At 36.7% G+C, this 18,903-nt stretch carries 19 protein-coding genes and 2 other annotated features; of the genes, 14 read left to right on the top strand and 5 right to left on the bottom strand.

Annotation, left to right across the window (positions count from 1 at the left end; genetic code table 11):
• The first annotated feature begins 78 nt into the window (after positions 1-78).
• The 3 genes from MKX66_RS10680 (at position 79) to MKX66_RS10670 (ending at position 2,171) form a co-directional block, all read left to right on the top strand.
• A complete protein-coding gene (locus MKX66_RS10680; RefSeq protein WP_341086117.1) occupies positions 79-720 on the top strand; it encodes a FusB/FusC family EF-G-binding protein in 642 nt (213 codons plus the stop codon).
• A gap of 164 nt (positions 721-884) precedes the next feature.
• A complete protein-coding gene (locus MKX66_RS10675) occupies positions 885-1,781 on the top strand; it encodes an RCC1 domain-containing protein (RefSeq protein WP_001106807.1) in 897 nt (298 codons plus the stop codon).
• 189 nt (positions 1,782-1,970) lie between these two features.
• Positions 1,971-2,171 (top strand): hypothetical protein, encoded by a 201-nt coding sequence (locus MKX66_RS10670; protein WP_002012157.1) that lies wholly within the window; start codon positions 1,971-1,973, stop codon positions 2,169-2,171.
• A gap of 167 nt (positions 2,172-2,338) precedes the next feature.
• On the opposite strand, the gene msrA is transcribed toward MKX66_RS10670, so the two are convergent.
• Positions 2,339-2,875 (bottom strand): peptide-methionine (S)-S-oxide reductase MsrA, encoded by a 537-nt coding sequence (msrA, locus tag MKX66_RS10665; RefSeq protein ID WP_341086114.1) that lies wholly within the window; start codon positions 2,873-2,875, stop codon positions 2,339-2,341.
• A 90-nt stretch (positions 2,876-2,965) separates the two neighbouring features.
• Positions 2,966-3,724 carry an SDR family oxidoreductase gene (locus MKX66_RS10660; RefSeq protein ID WP_000911713.1) on the bottom strand — a complete coding sequence of 253 codons (759 nt, stop codon included), beginning with the start codon at positions 3,722-3,724 and terminating at the stop codon, positions 2,966-2,968.
• A 258-nt stretch (positions 3,725-3,982) separates the two neighbouring features.
• Positions 3,983-4,228 (top strand) — a binding site (T-box leader).
• 67 nt (positions 4,229-4,295) lie between these two features.
• Positions 4,296-4,534: a binding site (T-box leader), on the top strand.
• Between the two features lie 151 nt (positions 4,535-4,685).
• Between MKX66_RS10660 and ilvE the strand changes: the two genes are divergently transcribed.
• From ilvE to ilvA, 6 genes are read left to right on the top strand one after another with little or no spacing between them, the layout of a single operon-like run.
• Entirely contained in the window at positions 4,686-5,585 is a 900-nt protein-coding gene (ilvE, locus tag MKX66_RS10655) for a branched-chain-amino-acid transaminase (RefSeq protein ID WP_215591135.1), read from the top strand.
• A 22-nt stretch (positions 5,586-5,607) separates the two neighbouring features.
• On the top strand, positions 5,608-7,323 hold the full coding sequence (ilvB, locus tag MKX66_RS10650) for an acetolactate synthase large subunit (protein WP_326996438.1): 1,716 nt from the start codon (positions 5,608-5,610) through the stop codon (positions 7,321-7,323).
• Complete coding sequence (locus MKX66_RS10645; protein WP_002165980.1) at positions 7,320-7,550, top strand: ACT domain-containing protein; 231 nt, start codon at positions 7,320-7,322, stop codon at positions 7,548-7,550. The genes ilvB and MKX66_RS10645 overlap by 4 nt, the downstream gene beginning before the upstream one ends.
• 14 nt (positions 7,551-7,564) lie before the next feature.
• Positions 7,565-8,578 (top strand): ketol-acid reductoisomerase, encoded by a 1,014-nt coding sequence (gene ilvC, locus MKX66_RS10640; protein WP_341086109.1) that lies wholly within the window; start codon positions 7,565-7,567, stop codon positions 8,576-8,578.
• A 46-nt stretch (positions 8,579-8,624) separates the two neighbouring features.
• Positions 8,625-10,298 (top strand): dihydroxy-acid dehydratase, encoded by a 1,674-nt coding sequence (gene ilvD, locus MKX66_RS10635; RefSeq protein ID WP_002012150.1) that lies wholly within the window; start codon positions 8,625-8,627, stop codon positions 10,296-10,298.
• A gap of 32 nt (positions 10,299-10,330) precedes the next feature.
• Positions 10,331-11,593, top strand: a complete 1,263-nt coding sequence (ilvA, locus tag MKX66_RS10630) for a threonine ammonia-lyase IlvA (RefSeq protein ID WP_002012149.1) — start codon at positions 10,331-10,333, stop codon at positions 11,591-11,593.
• Positions 11,594-11,692: 99 nt separating this feature from the next.
• On the opposite strand, the gene MKX66_RS10625 is transcribed toward ilvA, so the two are convergent.
• Both MKX66_RS10625 and MKX66_RS10620 read right to left on the bottom strand, forming a co-directional pair.
• On the bottom strand, positions 11,693-11,920 hold the full coding sequence (locus tag MKX66_RS10625) for a hypothetical protein (protein ID WP_085310409.1): 228 nt from the start codon (positions 11,918-11,920) through the stop codon (positions 11,693-11,695).
• A 52-nt stretch (positions 11,921-11,972) separates the two neighbouring features.
• The gene (locus tag MKX66_RS10620) at positions 11,973-13,076 is read right to left on the bottom strand and encodes a CapA family protein (protein WP_002126792.1); all 1,104 of its coding nucleotides are present in this window, start codon (positions 13,074-13,076) and stop codon (positions 11,973-11,975) included.
• A gap of 213 nt (positions 13,077-13,289) precedes the next feature.
• On the opposite strand from MKX66_RS10620, the gene MKX66_RS10615 reads away from it, so the two are divergent.
• From MKX66_RS10615 to MKX66_RS10605, 3 genes are all read left to right on the top strand, one after another.
• Positions 13,290-14,009 carry a DUF554 domain-containing protein gene (locus tag MKX66_RS10615; RefSeq protein WP_050000214.1) on the top strand — a complete coding sequence of 240 codons (720 nt, stop codon included), beginning with the start codon at positions 13,290-13,292 and terminating at the stop codon, positions 14,007-14,009.
• Positions 14,010-14,023: 14 nt separating this feature from the next.
• Positions 14,024-14,890 carry a GNAT family N-acetyltransferase gene (locus MKX66_RS10610; RefSeq protein ID WP_341086102.1) on the top strand — a complete coding sequence of 289 codons (867 nt, stop codon included), beginning with the start codon at positions 14,024-14,026 and terminating at the stop codon, positions 14,888-14,890.
• Positions 14,891-15,006: 116 nt separating this feature from the next.
• Entirely contained in the window at positions 15,007-16,221 is a 1,215-nt protein-coding gene (locus MKX66_RS10605) for a multidrug efflux MFS transporter (protein ID WP_002086285.1), read from the top strand.
• A 55-nt stretch (positions 16,222-16,276) separates the two neighbouring features.
• On the opposite strand, the gene MKX66_RS10600 is transcribed toward MKX66_RS10605, so the two are convergent.
• Positions 16,277-17,038 (bottom strand): DODA-type extradiol aromatic ring-opening family dioxygenase, encoded by a 762-nt coding sequence (locus MKX66_RS10600; RefSeq protein WP_341086101.1) that lies wholly within the window; start codon positions 17,036-17,038, stop codon positions 16,277-16,279.
• A gap of 208 nt (positions 17,039-17,246) precedes the next feature.
• Between MKX66_RS10600 and MKX66_RS10595 the strand changes: the two genes are divergently transcribed.
• Together MKX66_RS10595 and MKX66_RS10590 are read left to right on the top strand one after the other, a co-directional pair.
• The gene (locus tag MKX66_RS10595; RefSeq protein ID WP_341086099.1) at positions 17,247-18,170 is read left to right on the top strand and encodes an alpha/beta hydrolase; all 924 of its coding nucleotides are present in this window, start codon (positions 17,247-17,249) and stop codon (positions 18,168-18,170) included.
• Between the two features lie 56 nt (positions 18,171-18,226).
• Positions 18,227-18,832: a pentapeptide repeat-containing protein gene (locus MKX66_RS10590; protein WP_002189192.1), complete on the top strand. Its 606-nt coding sequence runs from the start codon at positions 18,227-18,229 to the stop codon at positions 18,830-18,832.
• The last annotated feature ends 71 nt before the right edge of the window (positions 18,833-18,903 follow it).

Genomic DNA, 18,903 nt, shown 5'->3' with positions numbered 1-18,903 from the left:
AGTTATCTTTTACATATCAAAAAGCTGAATCATTGTATACAATAAAATTAGATCAACAATTTGTATGGAGTGATAAAGATGGAAGTTTTTATTAGAAGTGATCAATATAATTTTATAAAGTCACAAGCTTATATTTTAGCAAATGGGCATGCAACGGCAAATGATAGAGGTGTAATTCAAGCGTTAAAATCACTTGCGATTGAAAAGATAATACATGTATTTGAGAATTTAACGGATGAACAGAAAGAGTTAATTGATACGGTATTAACAGTTCAAAATAGAGAAGATGCAGAATCGTTTTTAATGAAAATAAATCCGTATGTAATTCCGTTTCAGGAAGTTACAGCACAAACGTTAAAGAAATTATTTCCTAAGGCGAAAAAGTTAAAACTTCCTGATATGGAAGAACTGGATATGAAAGAATTAACTTATTTAAGCTGGATTGACAAGGGATCGAGCAGGAAATTTATTATAGCGAAAAATGATAAAAATAAGTTTGTTGGTCTGCAAGGAACATTTCAAAGTTTAAATAAAAAAAGCATTTGTTCATTATGTCATGGGCATGAAGAAGTAGGAATGTTTTTAGTTGAAATTAAAGGTGATGTACCAGGAACTTTCGTTAGAAAGGGAAACTATATTTGCAAAGATGGTGTAGCTTGTAATCATAATATGAAATCGCTTGATAAGTTACAGGATTTTATTGAGAGACTAAAGAAATAAAAATAGAAGACCTCTAGTATTTAAACTGGAGGTTTTTATTTTTTGAAGAAGAAGTAATAGGTTCTTTTGGAGATGTAGATTTATAAAAAAGTTAGTTCATTTATAATGAAATTTGATGAAAATATCTATTTGGATACAGTTGCTTATATGCAAGGAGGTAAAACATGAATTACATTTCACCGAAAGAAGAGGTGTTAAAAGTGAAAAGGTGGCCTAAAAATACGATAGCAGCGGGTCGTGGTCATACCGTTGCTCTTAAATCGGATGGCACGGTGGTAGCAGTGGGCCGAAATAAAGAAGGAGAATGCAATGTAAGTGGCTGGCGTGATATTGTATCGGTCGCAGCGGGCAATGTTCATATGGCGACGAACACGGGTAATGCTCATACAATCGGTCTTAAATGTGACAGTACTGCGGTTGCAGTGGGTTGGAATAATCATGACCAATGTGATGTAAATGATTGGCATAATATTGTATCGGTTGCGGCGGGGTGGCGCCGTACCATTGGCCTTAAACCGGATGGCACGGTGATAGCAGTGGGCCGAAATAAAGAAGGAGAATGTAATATAAGTAGCTGGCGTGATATTGTGGCGGTCGCGGTGGGTGACTGGCATACAGTCGGTCTTAAATTGGACGGAACGGTGACGACTGTGGGTAATAATCGATATGGCCAATGCAATGTAAGTAGCTGGCGTGATATTGTGGCGATAGCGGCGGGATATCTTCATACAGTTGGTATTACATCTGACGGTATGGTGACGGCAGTGGGTAATAATAAACGGGGGCAATGTGATGTAAGCGATTGGCGCGATATTGTGGCGATAGCGGCAGGTAGTAATCATACAATTGCTCTGAAATCAGATGGTACTGTGGCGGCAGTAGGTTGGAATGAGTATGGCCAATGTAATGTAAGTGATTGGCGTGATATTGTAGCGATAGCGGCTGGTTGTGCGCATACGGTTGGACTTAAATTAGATGGCACGGTGGTAGCAGTAGGTGATAATACATACGGTCAATGCGATGTAGGTAGTTGGCGCAGCATCCGATTGCCTGGTAAATAGTTAATTTATAATAAATCACTAGTAATATTATTCTAGTTTAGGAGTAATTATGGAATAGGATATGTAGATAAGAATCCCTTTTTAAAAGAGGTTCTTATTCTTTTTCCGTAAAATGAGTGTCTAAATGGAATTTTTTAAAACTACAGTAGAGGATATGATTTATAAATAAAGCATAGGAGAGGTGAAGAATTGTATAAAAAGCTTTTATTTTCTTTACCAGATATTTTACTTGTGTGTATTGTTTTCTACATAACATATACAAAATCTTTTAGTTTTGGACAGACGTTAGTAATTTCAATTGCAATCGGAATCATCGGTGGTCTTGTTATAAGAATTTGTAAGGATGTATTCACGTATATAAGGTGGACAATTAAACAGAGGAAATGTTGAATAAGTTGTATTGCTATTAGGAGGAGATGAAATGACTAATAAAAAGAATAGAGTAAAAAACGAGATAGTACTTTGGACATTAACAGCGGTTGTTCTTTTAATTGTATGGTACTTTTTTCAAAGATAAAAACGCATCGCACTTTGAAAAAAAGCACGATGCGTTTTTATTATTTTTTTTGCCAATTTTCTTTTATAAAGTCTTCACGGCCAGATTCTTTTTGCTCAGTAGCATATTTCTCTGGATTCTTTTTATAGAAATGTTGATGGTATTCTTCGGCCTCATAAAAAGGTGCAGCCGGGCGAATTTCAGTCACGATTGGATCTTTAAACATACCGCTTTCTGCTAGAGTTTGCTTTGATTTTTCTGCAAGCTCTTTTTGTGTTTCATTATGATAAAAAATTGCTGTGCGGTAAGAGGGACCACGGTCAAAAAATTGTCCGCCATCATCAGTCGGATCGATTTGTGGCCAATATAAATCTAGTAATTTTTGATACGGGAAAATAGAAGGATCGAATGTAATTTGAACGACTTCTAAATGGCCAGATGTTCCAGCTTTTACTTGTTCATATGTTGGATTTTCTATATGACCACCTGCATAGCCAGAAAGTACTTTATGAATACCAGGAAGTTCATCAAATGGTTTTACCATGCACCAAAAGCAACCACCTGCGAAGGTTGCGAGTTCGTATGTTTTTTCGGACATTGCTGTAATCCTCCTAAATGTATATGTTTTATATAGTATTATATAAATTTTTTTATTGCGCAATAAAAAAGATTTGAAAATATATGTTTTTTATAAACAAGATCCTCCGCTCACATCAATTAATTGTCCAGTAACCCAGCGGCTGTCTGGAGAGGCAAGAAAAGCAGCGGTATCGGCAATATCTTCTACTTCACCTAAGCGATTGAAGGCGGAAATAGTAGTAGCGTACTGTTTCATCATTGGGTCGCTCAATAGTTCTGCATTCATATCTGTTTTAATAAAGCCTGGAAGTATTGCATTTACTGTTATTCCTCGTGCTCCGAGTTGTTTTGCAAGCGTGAAAGTCATCGTGTTAATTGCACCTTTCGTCATACTATATGCAACGAAATCAGGCAAAGAAATGCGGGTGGCAGCTGATGAAATATTAATAATTCGGCTATTATCACGTAAACGTGGTAGTGCTTGTTGAATGATAAAGAATGGTGCTTTTGCATTTACTGAAACCATTCTATCAAAAAATTGTTCAGTCGTTTCTTCAATAAAAGCACCAGGACCGATTCCAGCGTTGTTTATTAAAATATCAAATTGTGTTCCACCAGTTCTTTTTTGTAGTTCGTTATCTAGAGAAATATACAGGTTATCTACACCGTGTAAAGATTCAAGATTTGCACCGATAGAAAAAGCTGATCCGCCATTTGATTGAATTTCATGAACAGTTTCTTCAGCATCTTCTTTTCGATTTCCATAATGAACAGCAACTAATGCACCGTCGTTTGCTAACCGTTTTGCGATAGCACGTCCAATTCCTCGGCTTGCTCCTGTAACTAATGCTATTTTACCTTTTAACATAGTTTTCTCATCTCCTCATAAATTGTATATGTTTTTAAGTTGTTTTTCTTTATGTAGTAATGCGAACATACTTAAGTAATATATGAGTATGTGTAAGAAGTTCATTCCGATTTTGTTTTGAGAAAAAATAAATATATTTCTGGTAAATAGAATGAATTTTAATGTTTTTCTAAAAACATGTTGACAATGGAAAGAACCGCGTCCTATAATACGTGTAACAAATAAAAGTTAATTAAGAATTTTCTAACTTTATATGTTGTATATGCAAAGAAGAGGAAAGTAGATGATTATGGTCGTTTCAGAGAGCTACTCCTAGGCTGTGAGAGTAGTAGCAATCGAATCATTGAAGATCACCTCGGAGCATCGCTTGCGAAAGGGAAACTGAGTAGAGGGCGGCGGCATCGTCTCCGGTAAAAGGACGGAGGTCTGATTGGACCTATGAAGCTTATATTTCGTGAGAAGTATAAGGAAGCTGAGTGGTAACGCGAAACTCTCGCCTCAGCAATCAAAGCTACTAATTTGTAGTAGTTGATTGCTGAGGCGAGAGTTTTTATTTTAAAAAATAGAATAAAAGAATGCGAGGAAGAGGAGAGTAAATGATAAAGATTGTTTCAGAGAGCCGCCCAAAGGCTGTGAGGGTGGTAACAATTGAATCATTGAAAATCACCTCGGAGCACTGCTTTTGAAGTTAGTAAAAAGTAGCGGAGTTGTTTCCGATAGAAAAACAAAAGTCTAATTGGACTTGCAGAGCTTATATTTCGTGAGAAGTGTAAGGAAGCTGAGTGGTACCACGAGTCTCTCGTCTCAGCAATGGATTGCTACAAGTGTGTAAGTAATCGATTGTTGAGACGAGTATATTTTTAAGGTTAGTATACTGAATATTCTGTTAAAAATACTCATCTCAGCAATCGATATAGAAATAGGTTGCAAAAATAGAGAGAAAAAAGAGGAGAGATGTGAGATGGGAAACCAGTACATTTATATGAATGGGGAATTTGTAGAAAAAGAAAAGGCAGTTGTTTCAGTATATGATCACGGCTTTTTATACGGGGACGGTGTATTTGAAGGGATTCGTAGTTACGGAGGAAATGTATTTTGTTTAAAAGAACATGTGAAACGATTATATGAATCGGCGAAATCTATTTTACTTACAATTCCAATGGCGGTTGACGAAATGGAAGAAGCAGTTTTACAAACATTGCAAAAAAATGAATACGCGGATGCCTACATTCGATTAATTGTTTCAAGAGGAAAAGGTGACTTAGGACTCGATCCGAGAAGTTGTGTGAAACCGAGCGTAATTATTATTGCAGAGCAATTAAAGTTATTCCCGCAGGAATTTTATGATAATGGACTAAGCGTTGTATCTGTTGCATCAAGACGTAATACACCAGATGCATTAGACCCACGTATTAAGTCAATGAACTATTTAAATAACGTACTTGTGAAAATTGAAGCCGCACAAGCAGGCGTACTTGAGGCACTTATGCTCAACCAACAAGGATATGTTTGTGAAGGATCTGGAGATAATGTTTTCATTGTGAAAGATGGAAAAGTGTTAACACCTCCTTCGTACTTAGGGGCGCTAGAAGGTATTACGAGAAATAGTGTGATTGAGTTATGTGAGCGACTTAATATTCCGTGTGAGGAAAGGCCGTTTACTCGCCATGACGTATATGTAGCAGATGAAGTGCTTTTAACAGGAACTGCAGCGGAACTAATTCCTGTAGTGAAAGTAGATTCAAGAGAAATTGGAGATGGAAAACCAGGAGATGTAACAAAAAGATTAACCGAAGAATTTAAAAAATTAACGAGAGAAAGAGGAGTACGTGTTCCAGGATTGGCGGAAAGTTTAGCGTAAATAGGGAGAGGAGTTAATTGAAATGGAGGAACAGTATACAGCATATGATGAACTGCAGAGTGAAGAAGCTACAGGTGCTGGACACGTTATTCAATGTTTGAAGAAATTAGGTGTAACGACTGTTTTCGGTTATCCGGGCGGCGCGATTTTAACAATATACGATGCGTTATACGAAAGTGGTTTAAAGCACGTGTTAACTCGTCATGAACAAGCTGCCATTCATGCGGCAGAAGGATATGCGAGAGCTTCGGGAAAGGTTGGGGTAGTCTTTGCTACCTCTGGCCCAGGGGCGACGAATTTAGTTACGGGTTTAGCAGATGCTTATATGGATTCGATTCCTTTAGTTGTCATTACAGGGCAAGTTGCAACGCCTTTAATTGGTAAAGACGGATTTCAAGAAGCGGATGTTGTCGGAATTACAGTACCTGTTACGAAGCATAATTACCAAGTTCGTGATGTAAATCATTTATCACGAACTGTGCAAGAAGCTTTTTACATCGCCGAAAGCGGGCGACCGGGACCGGTATTAATTGATATTCCAAAAGATGTTCAAAATGCAAATGTAACAAGTTTCTTTAATGAAGAAGTGGAGATTCTAGGATATAAACCAGAACCTTTTCCAGACAGTTTGAAACTGAGAGAGGTAGCAAAATCAATTTCAAAAGCAAAACGCCCACTCCTTTATATCGGGGGAGGCGTCATTCATTCAGGCGGATCTGAAGAACTCATCAAGTTTGCGAGGGAGAATCGTATTCCAGTCGTTTCAACTTTAATGGGACTGGGGGCATATCCGCCGGGAGATCCGTTGTTTTTAGGAATGCTCGGTATGCATGGAACGTACGCTGCAAATATGGCAGTAACAGAATGTGACTTATTACTGGCGTTAGGTGTTCGTTTCGATGATCGTGTAACAGGGAAATTAGAACTTTTTTCTCCGCATTCGAAAAAAGTACATATTGATATTGATCCTTCTGAGTTCCATAAAAATGTAACTGTAGAGCATCCGATTGTTGGTGATGTGAAAAAGGCGCTACATATGCTGTTACATATGTCTATTTATACACAAACAGATGAATGGCTTCAGAAAGTGAAGAAGTGGCAAGAAGAATATCCACTTTCATATAAGCAAAAAGAATTTGAGTTAAAACCACAGCATGTTATCAACTTAGTAAGTGAATTAACGAATGGTGAAGCGATTGTCACGACAGAGGTAGGACAGCATCAAATGTGGGCTGCTCACTTTTATAAAGCGAGAAAACCACGGACTTTTCTAACATCAGGGGGATTAGGGACGATGGGATTTGGTTTTCCAGCAGCAATTGGCGCTCAGCTTGCAAAAGAAGAAGAACTTGTCATCTGTATTGCTGGTGATGCTTCTTTTCAAATGAACATTCAAGAGCTGCAAACAATTGCTGAAAATAATATTCCTGTCAAAGTATTCATTATAAACAACAAATTTTTAGGAATGGTAAGGCAATGGCAAGAAATGTTTTATGAAAACCGTTTGTCGGAATCGAGAATTGGGTCACCAGATTTTGTGAAAGTAGCAGAAGCTTATGGTGTAAAAGGGCTAAGAGCAACAAATTCGTTTGAGGCGAAAAAGGTAATGTTAGAAGCGTTTTCTCATGAAGGTCCTGTCGTAGTTGACTTTTGTGTAGAAGAAGGTGAGAACGTCTTTCCAATGGTTCCGCCAAACAAAGGGAATAACGAAATGATTATGAAGAGGTGGGAAGAATGAGTCATACTTTTTCATTAGTTATTCATAACGATCCGAGCGTCTTATTACGTATAAGCGGAATTTTTGCTCGGCGTGGTTATTATATTTCTTCTTTAAATTTAAACGAAAGAGATACAAGTGGTGTTTCTGATATGAAACTAACAGCAGTTTGTACTGAAAATGAAGCAACGTTACTTGTCAGTCAGTTGAAAAAATTAATCAATGTACTGCAAGTAAATAAATTATAAGGAGTGTATGGAATATGAAAACTTATTATGAGAAAGATGCAAATTTAGAGCTATTAAAAGGGAAGACAGTTGCGGTAGTTGGATATGGATCTCAAGGTCATGCTCAAGCACAAAACTTACGAGATTCTGGTGTGGAAGTTGTAGTTGGTGTTCGTCCTGGTAAATCATATGAAGTAGCAAAAGCAGAGGGGTTTGAAGTAATGTCCGTTTCAGAAGCGGTTCGAACCGCACAAGTTGTACAAATGTTATTGCCGGATGAACAGCAAGCGTATGTATATAAAACAGAAGTAGAAGAGAATCTTCGTGAAGGACAAATGTTACTTTTCTCACATGGATTTAATATTCACTTCGGGCAAATTAATCCGCCAAGTTACGTAGATGTAGCGATGGTCGCGCCGAAGAGTCCAGGTCATCTCGTTCGCCGTGTCTTCCAAGAAGGAAATGGTGTTCCGGCATTAGTCGCAGTGCATCAAGACGCAACGGGAACAGCACTACATGTAGCATTAGCGTATGCAAAAGGTGTAGGTTGTACACGTGCAGGTGTAATTGAAACGACATTCCAAGAAGAAACAGAAACAGACTTATTCGGTGAGCAAGCAGTGCTTTGCGGAGGAGTAACAGCACTTGTGAAAGCTGGTTTTGAAACGTTAACGGAAGGTGGATATCGTCCTGAAATTGCATACTTTGAATGTTTACATGAATTAAAGTTAATTGTTGATTTAATGTATGAAGGCGGATTAACGAATATGCGCCATTCTATTTCAGATACGGCAGAGTTTGGAGATTATGTAACAGGATCGAGAATTGTTACAGATGAAACGAAGAAGGAAATGAAACGTGTTCTTGCAGAAATTCAGCAAGGTGAATTTGCGAAGAAATGGATTTTAGAAAATCAAGCAGGGCGTCCAACGTATAATGCGATGAAAAAAGCAGAACAAAATCATCAGCTAGAAAAAGTAGGAGCAGAGCTTCGTGAAATGATGAGCTGGATTAAGGAACCAGAAAAGAAAACGTTAGTAAAGAAATAGATTGAGAGAATATAAGTGAAAAATACGTAAGAGGGGATTTGACAAGATGAGAAGTGACATGATAAAAAAAGGTTTTGATAAAGCGCCACATCGTAGTTTATTAAAAGCAACTGGTTTGAAAGATGAGGATTTTGATAAACCGTTTATTGCGATTTGTAATTCTTTTATTGAAATTATTCCAGGGCATAAGCACTTGAACGAGTTTGGGAAACTTGTAAAAGAAGCCGTTCGTGCGGCAGGCATGGTGCCATTTGAATTTAATACAATTGGAGTAGATGACGGTATTGCGATGGGTCATATCGGTATGCGTTATTCGCTTCCGAGTCGTGAAATCATTGCAGATTCAGTAGAAACGGTTGTAAATGCACACTGGTTTGATGGAATGATTTGTATTCCAAACTGTGACAAAATTACACCAGGTATGATGATGGCTGCACTTCGAATAAACATTCCAACTGTTTTCGTTTCAGGTGGTCCGATGGCAGCGGGGAAAACATCTAAAGGGGAAGTTGTCGATTTAAGTTCTGTTTTTGAAGGGGTAGGAGCCTATCAATCTGGGAAAATTTCAGAAGAAGAATTAAAGGATATTGAAGATCATGGCTGTCCATCTTGTGGTTCTTGTTCCGGTATGTTTACAGCGAACTCTATGAACTGTTTATGTGAAGTGTTAGGTTTAGCTCTTCCTGGTAACGGGAGTATTTTAGCGATTGATCCAAGACGTGAGGAGTTAATTAAACAAGCAGCAGAAAAATTAAAAATTTTAATTGAAAGAGATATTAAACCACGCGACATTGTAACAGAAGAAGCAATTGATGATGCGTTTGCACTTGATATGGCGATGGGTGGATCAACGAATACAGTATTACACACGTTAGCACTAGCACAAGAGGCGGGGTTAGATTACGATATGAACCGCATTGATGCAGTTTCAAGGCGTGTACCGCATTTATGTAAAGTAAGTCCAGCTTCTAATTGGCATATGGAAGATATCGATCGCGCAGGCGGGATTAGTGCAATTTTGAAAGAGATGAGCCGAAAAGAAGGGGTACTTCACCTTGATCGTATAACTGCTACTGGGCAAACATTAAGAGAAAACATTGCTCATGCAGAGATTCAAGATAAGGAAGTTATTCATTCTCTAGAAAATCCTCATAGTGAAGAAGGAGGATTACGTATATTAAAAGGAAACCTTGCGAAAGACGGAGCGGTTATTAAAAGCGGAGCAACAGAAGTAAAACGATTTGAAGGACCTTGCGTTATTTTTAATTCACAAGATGAGGCGCTTGCCGGCATTATGCTTGGGAAAGTTAAGAAAGGAGATGTAGTTGTTATTCGCTATGAAGGACCAAGAGGCGGACCTGGTATGCCGGAAATGTTAGCACCAACATCAGCAATTGCTGGTATGGGATTAGGAGCAGATGTTGCACTTTTAACTGATGGTCGCTTCTCTGGTGCTTCACGTGGTATTTCGGTAGGGCACATTTCACCAGAAGCAGCAGCTGGCGGAACGATTGCACTTCTTGAACAAGGAGATATTGTATGTATTGATGTTGAGGAACGCTTGTTAGAAGTGAGAGTTAGTGATGAGGAATTAGAGAAGCGTAAAAAAGGGTGGAAACGACCAGAACCAAAAGTGAAAACTGGGTGGCTTGGACGATATGCACAAATGGTAACATCGGCGAATACAGGTGCAGTTCTGAAAATCCCGAATTTTGATTGAGCCAATATAAAAAGAGATAAGGATGATATAAAATGGTGCAAAATGTAAAGGAGAGAGTGAAAATTGAAGATATCTTAATGGCTCATAATTGCATGAAAGATATCGTTATTAAAACACCGTTACAACGAGATTCAGTTTTATCTGAGAAATATGAATGTGACGTATATGTTAAGCGAGAAGATTTACAAGTTATTCGTTCTTTCAAAATTCGTGGTGCGTATAATTTAATTCAAAGTTTACCGAAAGAAAAGTTACAAAATGGTGTTGTTTGTGCAAGTGCTGGTAATCATGCACAAGGAGTTGCTTATACGTGTAATTTATTGAAGATTCCGTCAAAAATTTTCATGCCGACAACGACACCTAAGCAAAAAGTATCACAAGTTGAATTTTTCGGTGGTGATTTCGCAGACATTGTATTAGTTGGTGATACATTTGATAGTTCTTTCCAAGAGGCGCAGCGCTATTGTGTAGAAAATAGGATGACATTTGTACATCCGTTTGATGATCCGTATGTCGTTGCTGGTCAAGGAACAGTCGCTGTTGAAATTATGCATGATATGGAGAAACCAGTTGATTATATATTTACAGCAATTGGCGGTGGTGGATTAGCATCTGGTATTGGTACATATGTAAAGGGGGTTAGTCCTACTACAAAGGTAATCGGTGTAGAACCGATGGGAGCTGCATCTATGAAAGAAGCTTTTCTTCAAAATGAAAATGTTGCATTAGAAAAGATTGATAGTTTTGTTGATGGAGCAGCTGTTAAGAAGGTAGGAAAGTTAACTTTTGAAACGTGTAAAGATGTAATTGATGACATTGTTTTAGTACCGGAGGGAAAGGTTTGTACAACGATTTTAGAACTGTATAAGAAAAATGCGATTGTAGCAGAGCCAGCTGGTGCGCTTTCTATTGCGGCACTTGATCTATACAGAGATGAAATAAAGGGAAAAACAGTTGTATGCACGTTAAGTGGTGGGAATAATGATATTGATAGAATGCAAGAAATGAAAGAACGATCCCTTATTCATGAAGGATTAAAGCACTATTTCATCATTGAATTTCCGCAACGTTCAGGAGCACTACGAGAGTTTCTTGATAAAGGATTAGGACCGGAAGATGATATTACTCGCTTTGAGTATATTAAGAAACATAATAAAGAAAATGGTCCAGCTTTAGTGGGGGTAGAATTAAAGCATAAGGAAGACTATGAAGCTTTAATTACTCGTTTTCAAGAAAATAACATTCAATTCGTGGAGCTTAATAAAAATCCTGTGCTGTTTGATTTACTTATTTAATAAAAGAAAAGAGTTAACATACAATTCTAATTGAAATAAAAAAGATAGATACAAGGGGAGGGAAATCCTGCTTGTCCTATCTTTTTTATTCTTTGAAAGTTAAACGAAATAAGCTCCATATTCAAGAAGGATAAAGCTAGTTAACCAAAAAAGTATTGCAATACGAATGATTACATACATTGTAAATTCAAAGGGAGTAAGTTTTCTCTCTCGCTTTACTTTTCTTAGAAGTCTAACAGAAAAAAATGAACATAAAAGCAGGATCGCTATAGATATTTTATACACGTTTTCTAACAGACTTATATTTTCTAATAAGTTTTTCAGCATATTCATCACCTATCCCGTAATGTATGTTACAGAGAAATGAATCTCGTGCTGTTTAGTTGCGTTTGTTTATTATTTTCCCAGTATCATCAATTTCTACATCAGTTGAAACCGTTTGTAAATATTGCAGTGCTTTTTTCTTTTCTTCTTCATTTACAGGAGAAACTTGGTTGTTGCGAATGATGTAAGGATTGAATGACATTTGGACATCCTTACCTTTAAAGGTTAAAGTTAATACGCCTGTTTCGGCACTCTTTCCATTTACATAATTCGGGAATAAAAAGTTTCCTAACGAGTATGCGATAGGAACTTTATTGTAATACTCAAATCCTTGTAACCAATGCGGGTGACTTCCAACGATTGCATCAGCACCCGCCTCTACCATTTTCGGAACATATTGTTTCTGGTATTCTATTGGGCGATTAGATTTTTCGACGCCCCAATGCATATAGACGATTACATAATCAGCATCTTTCTTTTGCTCTTGAATCGTTTTTGTTACAAGATCTAGGTCATATCCGTTTGCAACGCCAGGTTTATTGTCACCAGCTACCCAATTAAAGTTAGGCATAAAGCGTACAAAGGAAAGAAATTTAAACTTTTTTCCTTTTACAGTTAGTTCACGAGCAGTATAAGCATCTTCAGCATTTTTTCCGGCTCCAGTGTAAGGTAGTTTTAATTTTTCGACGTGAGAAATGGTGTCTAGTAGTCCATCTTGCCCATAATCAAGCGTATGGTTATTGCCAATGTTCACGATGTCATATCCGGTGTTTTTAATGGCTTGTAGTGTGGATGGATCACTTTTAATCCAAAATTGTTGCCCAGGTACTTTTTTTTCTCTCGTTGTAAATGCTGACTCTAAATTAACAAAAGAAATATCAGCTTTCGTTATTTCTTCTTTTACGTGTTGGAATGGATAATCAGCCCCATTTTTTTCGATTACGGGACGTAATTGCCAATCGAACATTGTATCACCAGAGAAGGTGAGTGTGATTTCAGGGTCTTCGGTTTTCTTTTCGCTTTTTGAAGCTGTTTTACTAGATTTGTTTTGCATATCAGGTTTGTCTTTCGCTTTTGAAATAAAAGAGTAGTTGATTAATAAAACAATTGGTGTAATGAAAAAGGCTATTAACAGAAATCGTTTTAGTAAAGTTTTCATAAATACCTTCCCTTTTGAGTTTATCCCGCAATTAGATTAACAATGAATCTACTAAAGGCAATCGGTCTTTGCATAGTTACAAAAAAATAGCGGGTTATGTAGTGAAAAACGTTTGTTAATATTCGCAATATTACGTTAACATATAGGTAACCTGTAAATCAATGTATAAACCAAAATATAGAAATAAAGAATTCGAAGGGTGAAGAATGAGAAATGGTTATATTAGGAGCAGTTGTAAATGGGATTTGTATTATATTTGGTACTTTACTTGGTAAATTATTTAGTGCAATTCCAGAAAGTATGAAGGGAACAATTATGCATGCAATTGGTTTAGCGGTTACTGTACTTGGACTTCAAATGGCATTAAAAAGTGGAAATTTTCTTGTTGTCATACTAAGTTTAGTTATTGGTACGGTAATCGGAGAATGGCTACAATTAGAAGAAAGGTTAAAACTGTTAGGGGATTGGCTAGAAAATAAAGTTGGATCGAAAGGGAAAGGGAGCATATCAGAAGGCTTTGTAACAGCCACGCTTATTTTTGCAATCGGAGCGATGGGGATACTTGGTGCATTGGACAGTGGGATTCGCGGAAATCATGATATTTTATTTACAAAGGCGATTATCGATGGATTCATTTCTATTATATTAACGACAACTCTAGGAATTGGCGTAGTATTTTCAGCGATTCCAGTGATTTTATATGAGGGAGGTATTGCAGTTTTTGCAACACAAATTAATAGTTTTGTTCCAAAAGAATTAATGAATCAATTTATAGTGGAAATGACGGCTACTGGCGGTATTATGATATTCGCAATCGGATTAAACTTACTTGGATTTATTAAAATTAAAGTGGCAAATTTACTTCCAGGCATATTAATGGTTGGAGTAATTGTTTCTATTATATACGGTTATGGTTTGATAATAAGTCATTAGGGGAAGGGATATAGATGATGGAATTCCAATTTACAAAACGTGCATATAAAATATTGGAGATTGCAGCAGAAGAGGCTGAGTGTAGTAAAGGTATTATCCATCCAGTTCATCTATTTATAGGAGCTTGTAAGGAAGGTACTGGAGTTTGCGCGGAGTTACATATGTATTTATTTCACACGGTGGGTATGGATTTTTTAGCAAAGATATCGTTACTCCAACAATATTATGCAAATGAAATAGAATACATAAATGTTGGGGAGTTTAAAGTTTCAAATAAGACGATAGAAGTTTTACAAGTAGCAAAGAAACGGATGGACCGTTTTCAGCAAGTATTAATAAATGAAGGGCATGTTTTATATGCACTGTTTCAAGTTGATACAGTTATTGAAAAGGTTATAAGTAAAAACGTGCAAAAAGAGCTGCTGAGTATTACATCTGAGTCAAGAGACTTAACCGTTGATTTAAAAAGATTTAATCCTATTTATAATAATTTAAATTTTAATGTTAGAAGAGCTGTCTTTTCTGATTTTGAAAAGTTGGCACGTTTTGTTAAGGATGAATTTGGTGAACGTTGGTTAAAATCTTTAGATTATGGATTTCGGACATATAAAGAGGAGTTGCCTATTTTTATTGCTGAGCAGGAAGGAGCAATCATTGGTTTCGCTTGTTACGATGTTGTGAGAGGAAAAAAAGGGTTGTTTGGCCCGATGGGTACAGCGAAACATAATCGTGTGAACGGTGTTGGGAAGACGTTATTGAATCATTGTTTATATAACATGAAGAAAAGCGGATATGATTATGCAATTATAGGACAAGCAGGTCCGATTGAGTTTTATGAGAGGTGCTGTAATGCACGTTTAATACCCATAGGAGATAATTAACTCTATCCCTTTGCAAAGAATGCAAAGGGATAGAGTTTTATTATGTATAAATCAAATTACTAAACTTTTTCCAGGAAACGGTGTAGAATGGGTATCTAATGAAAGAAGGTGTGAAAATGGCCAGCTGGAAACGAAATTTAATGATTTGTTGGCTAGGTTGTTTTACCACTGCAGCCGGTATGAGTTTAGTAATTCCTTTTTTATCTTTTTATATTGAGGAATTAGGAGTGACTGGCACTTCTAGTATTGCACAGTGGTCGGGACTTGCATTTGGTGTAACATTTTTAATGGGTGCGATTGTATCACCGATATGGGGAAAGCTCGGTGATATACATGGACGGAAATTGATGCTTATACGTGCTAGCCTTGGTATGGCGATAATTATGACGCTTATGGGGTTTGTGACAGATGTGTATCAATTAGTCGCACTTCGGTTTTTAATGGGATCGGTATCAGGTTTCCTTTCTACAGCGATGACACTTATTGCTGCAGAAACTCCGCAAGAACATTCAGGTTGGGCAATTTCTACAATTTCAACTGGAGGCGTGAGCGGTTCATTACTTGGGCCGATACTCGGAGGTTATTTGTCAGAGTTAATTGGAATGCGCCATGTTTTTCTAGTTACAGGAGCTTTCTTATTCCTTTCCTTTCTTATCGTCTTTTTCTTCTTACATGAGGAGAAACATTCTGCTAAAGAAAAAAAGGCACAGCCGAAAAAAGTATGGACGATGGTCCCTGCAAAACATTTAATAATAAGTTTATTTGTAGCAACGTTTATTATTCAGCTTGCAAATATGTCGATTCAACCTATTATTACGTTGTACGTAAAGCATTTGGCAGGACCAGGAACAGATCATATTGAAATGCTTGCAGGTGCAGTCATGTCTGCGACAGGATTAGCAGTTATTTTAGCAGCTCCTAAGCTAGGAAGATTATCAGATCATATTGGACCTCAAAAAACGTTAGTTGTAGCGTTGTTTGCTGCAGGAATTATTTTTATTCCGCAAGCATTTGTAACCTCAGCTTGGCAACTATTAATTCTTCGCTTTTTATTAGGTATTGCACAAGCAGGACTATTACCTTCCGTACAAACTCTACTAAAACAACATACGCCAACCCATGTAACGGGACGAATATTTGGATATAATCAATCGTTTCAGTTTTTAGGAAATATGATTGGGCCAGTACTTGGTGGACAAATTGCAGCTCATGCAGGCTTCCAATATGTTTTCTTCTCTACATCATCACTATTATTTATTGCGTGCATTTGGGTTTATTTTCATAGTAAGAACGAAGAGGTATCAGAGAAACGACATTTGGAAGTTAGTTAACTATGTGAATGAAAAACAGAAAAAGGATGAAGCAATATTGCTTCATCCTTTTTCATTAAAATTGAAGGCAAAGATAACTTAATGTACCAAGCTCGTAGCTACGGTGAATGACCGTACCGTCGTTCTCACCACTACCCATCGCGATAAATAGAGGAACAAAATGTTCCGCTCTTGGTACAGCTAATTGTGCATGAGGAGCATTTCTTTCCCAGTTAAACAATGCATCTTTATCGCTAGTATGCATATGATTTATAATCCAATCATCAAATTCAATCGCCCATTGTTCCGGAGTTGTTTCATTCCATTTTAATGCTCGTAAATTATGAACAGTAACTCCGCTGCCGATTACTAAAATATCTTCTTGTCCAAGTCCTTTTAGTGCTTCTCCAATTTCAAATTGTTCTTTTGCAGGAAGGAATGGATTTACTGATATTTGTACGACAGGAATATTGGCTTCTGGGTACATACGATGCAGGAGTGTCCATGAACCATGATCTAAACCTCTCGTCATATTATGATGGACTGGAATGCCTTTGTTTTTAAATTTTGTTTCTAGCATAGACGCAATGCTAGAAGAGCCTTTCGCACGATATTTGATTTCGTATAACTCAGGAGGAAAACCTCCAAAATCATAAATTGTTTCATATTCGTTATCTGATGAGGAAATCGTTAATACTTCACTTTCCCAGTGAGCAGTGAAAATAACAATTGCTTTCGGTTTATATGTTTCTCCAAGTGTTTTTAAAAAAGTTGTATATTCTGTATCTTGAATAGCAAGCATTGGTGAACCATGTGCTAAAAATAATGATGGCATCATAATAGAAACCTCCTAAAAATATAATGATTACTTTATGTAAGTAACTATATAATTTTATTTATCGTTCGTCAACATAATAGTTTGATAGTTAATCGGAAAAGTGTGATATTTGTCATAATGAAAGCAATTGCATATAATACATAATAAGAATAATGAATGTTATTCATTATAAAAAAAGATATACATAATAGATTTGGGGGCTGTCGAAATGAACATACAGGAAAATTTCGTTACGGCATTGGATAAATCGGAAATTTACTTGCGTAAATGGTTACCAGAAGGAAATCCGCGGGGAATTGTTCAAATTGCACATGGTATGACAGAACATGCAGGTGTTTATACAGAATTTATTGATGCTTTATTAGAAGCAGGATATGGTGTTTATGCTCATGATCATAAAGGGCATGGAAAAACAGTGAAAAGGGAAGAAGACTATGGTCATTTTGAACCAAATGTAGGTTGGAATCAGGCTGTGTCTGATGTTATCTTTGTTTCGGAAATGATAAAAGAAGAGCAGACATGCCCGTTATTTTTACTTGGACATAGTATGGGTTCTTTTTTATCAAGACGTGCTGTACAACTTAAAGGTGAATTATATGATGGATTCCTTATTTCAGGAACTGGTGGAAATCCAGGGCTTTTAGGAAGTATCGGTCATAAAGTAGCGACAATTGAGATGAAACTTCGCGGAAAGAAAACGAAAAGTCCGATGCTGAACTTCTTATCTTTCGGAAACTTCAACTCACACTTTAAGCCAAATCGTACGAAATTTGATTGGTTATCTTCAGATATTCATCAAGTTGATAATTATATTGCGGATCCGTTATGTGGATTCATTTGCACGACTAGTTTTTACCGAGAATTGTTTCATGGAGTTCTAGAAGTAAATAAAATAGAAGAATACAAGAAGACACCAAAAAATCTTCCAATACATATATTCTCTGGTGATCGTGATCCTGTTGGGGATATGGGGAAAGGTGTAAAAGAAGTATACGAAAACTATAAAAAATGTGGTGTGAAAGATGTAACACTTCGTTTATATGAAAATGGTAGACATGAAATGTTCCATGAAGTGAATAGAGAAGATGTATTTCAAGATTTGATTTCATGGTTAGATGAGCATATTGTATAAGAAGAAACCTCACTTCATGCTGAAGTGAGGTTTTTTGAAAAATTGGAGGATTGATTATGAGTGAATTTGTAAATAAAGAATATGTAGAAATAGATTTTCAAGATGTCTGGATAAAAGAAGAGGAATTGAAAAATTGTACCTTCATAAAATGCCGTTTTAGAGGGATAGATGCATCAGAAGTTTTTACTAAAAATTGTAATTTCATAGAATGTGATTTTACTGGTACTCTTTTTAATGCTTCTATCCATCAAGGAACTACGTTTGCTAATTGTAGGTTTTTTGGTGCGAATTTATTTGTATCTAAGTTTGAAGAATGTAAAATGACTGGTTCGGATTTCGAAGAGGCGAATTTAGACGGAATAACAATTATATCAGGCGATTGGTCATATACGAATTTAAGGTTTGCAAACTTAAGTAAACAAATGTTAAAGGGTATTCGTTTAATTGAAGCTGACCTATATGAATGTAATTTAGAAAAAGCAGATTTGCGTGAAGCGGATTTAACGGGCGCACAATTAGGTAAGGTGAAACTTAGTGGGGCGGATTTAAGAGGAGCTGTAGTTGATAGAGTTGATTTTAAAGCTTTTGATTTAAAAAACGTGAAATTAGATATAGCGCAGGCGGTTGCAGTCGCGAGATGTTATGGAGCAAAGGTGAATTAAATCATTTGTAACACCGTTCAATATATTGAACGGTGTTACAAATAGTAATGATTTTTAAAGATTGCCTTTTA

The sequence above is a fragment of the Bacillus sp. FSL R9-9530 genome, assembly GCF_038008145.1.
In the GTDB taxonomy this organism is placed as follows: domain Bacteria; phylum Bacillota; class Bacilli; order Bacillales; family Bacillaceae_G; genus Bacillus_A; species Bacillus_A mycoides.
The sequence above is the reverse complement of the archived record's forward strand: the minus strand, read 5'-3'. Positions and strand labels throughout refer to the sequence as shown.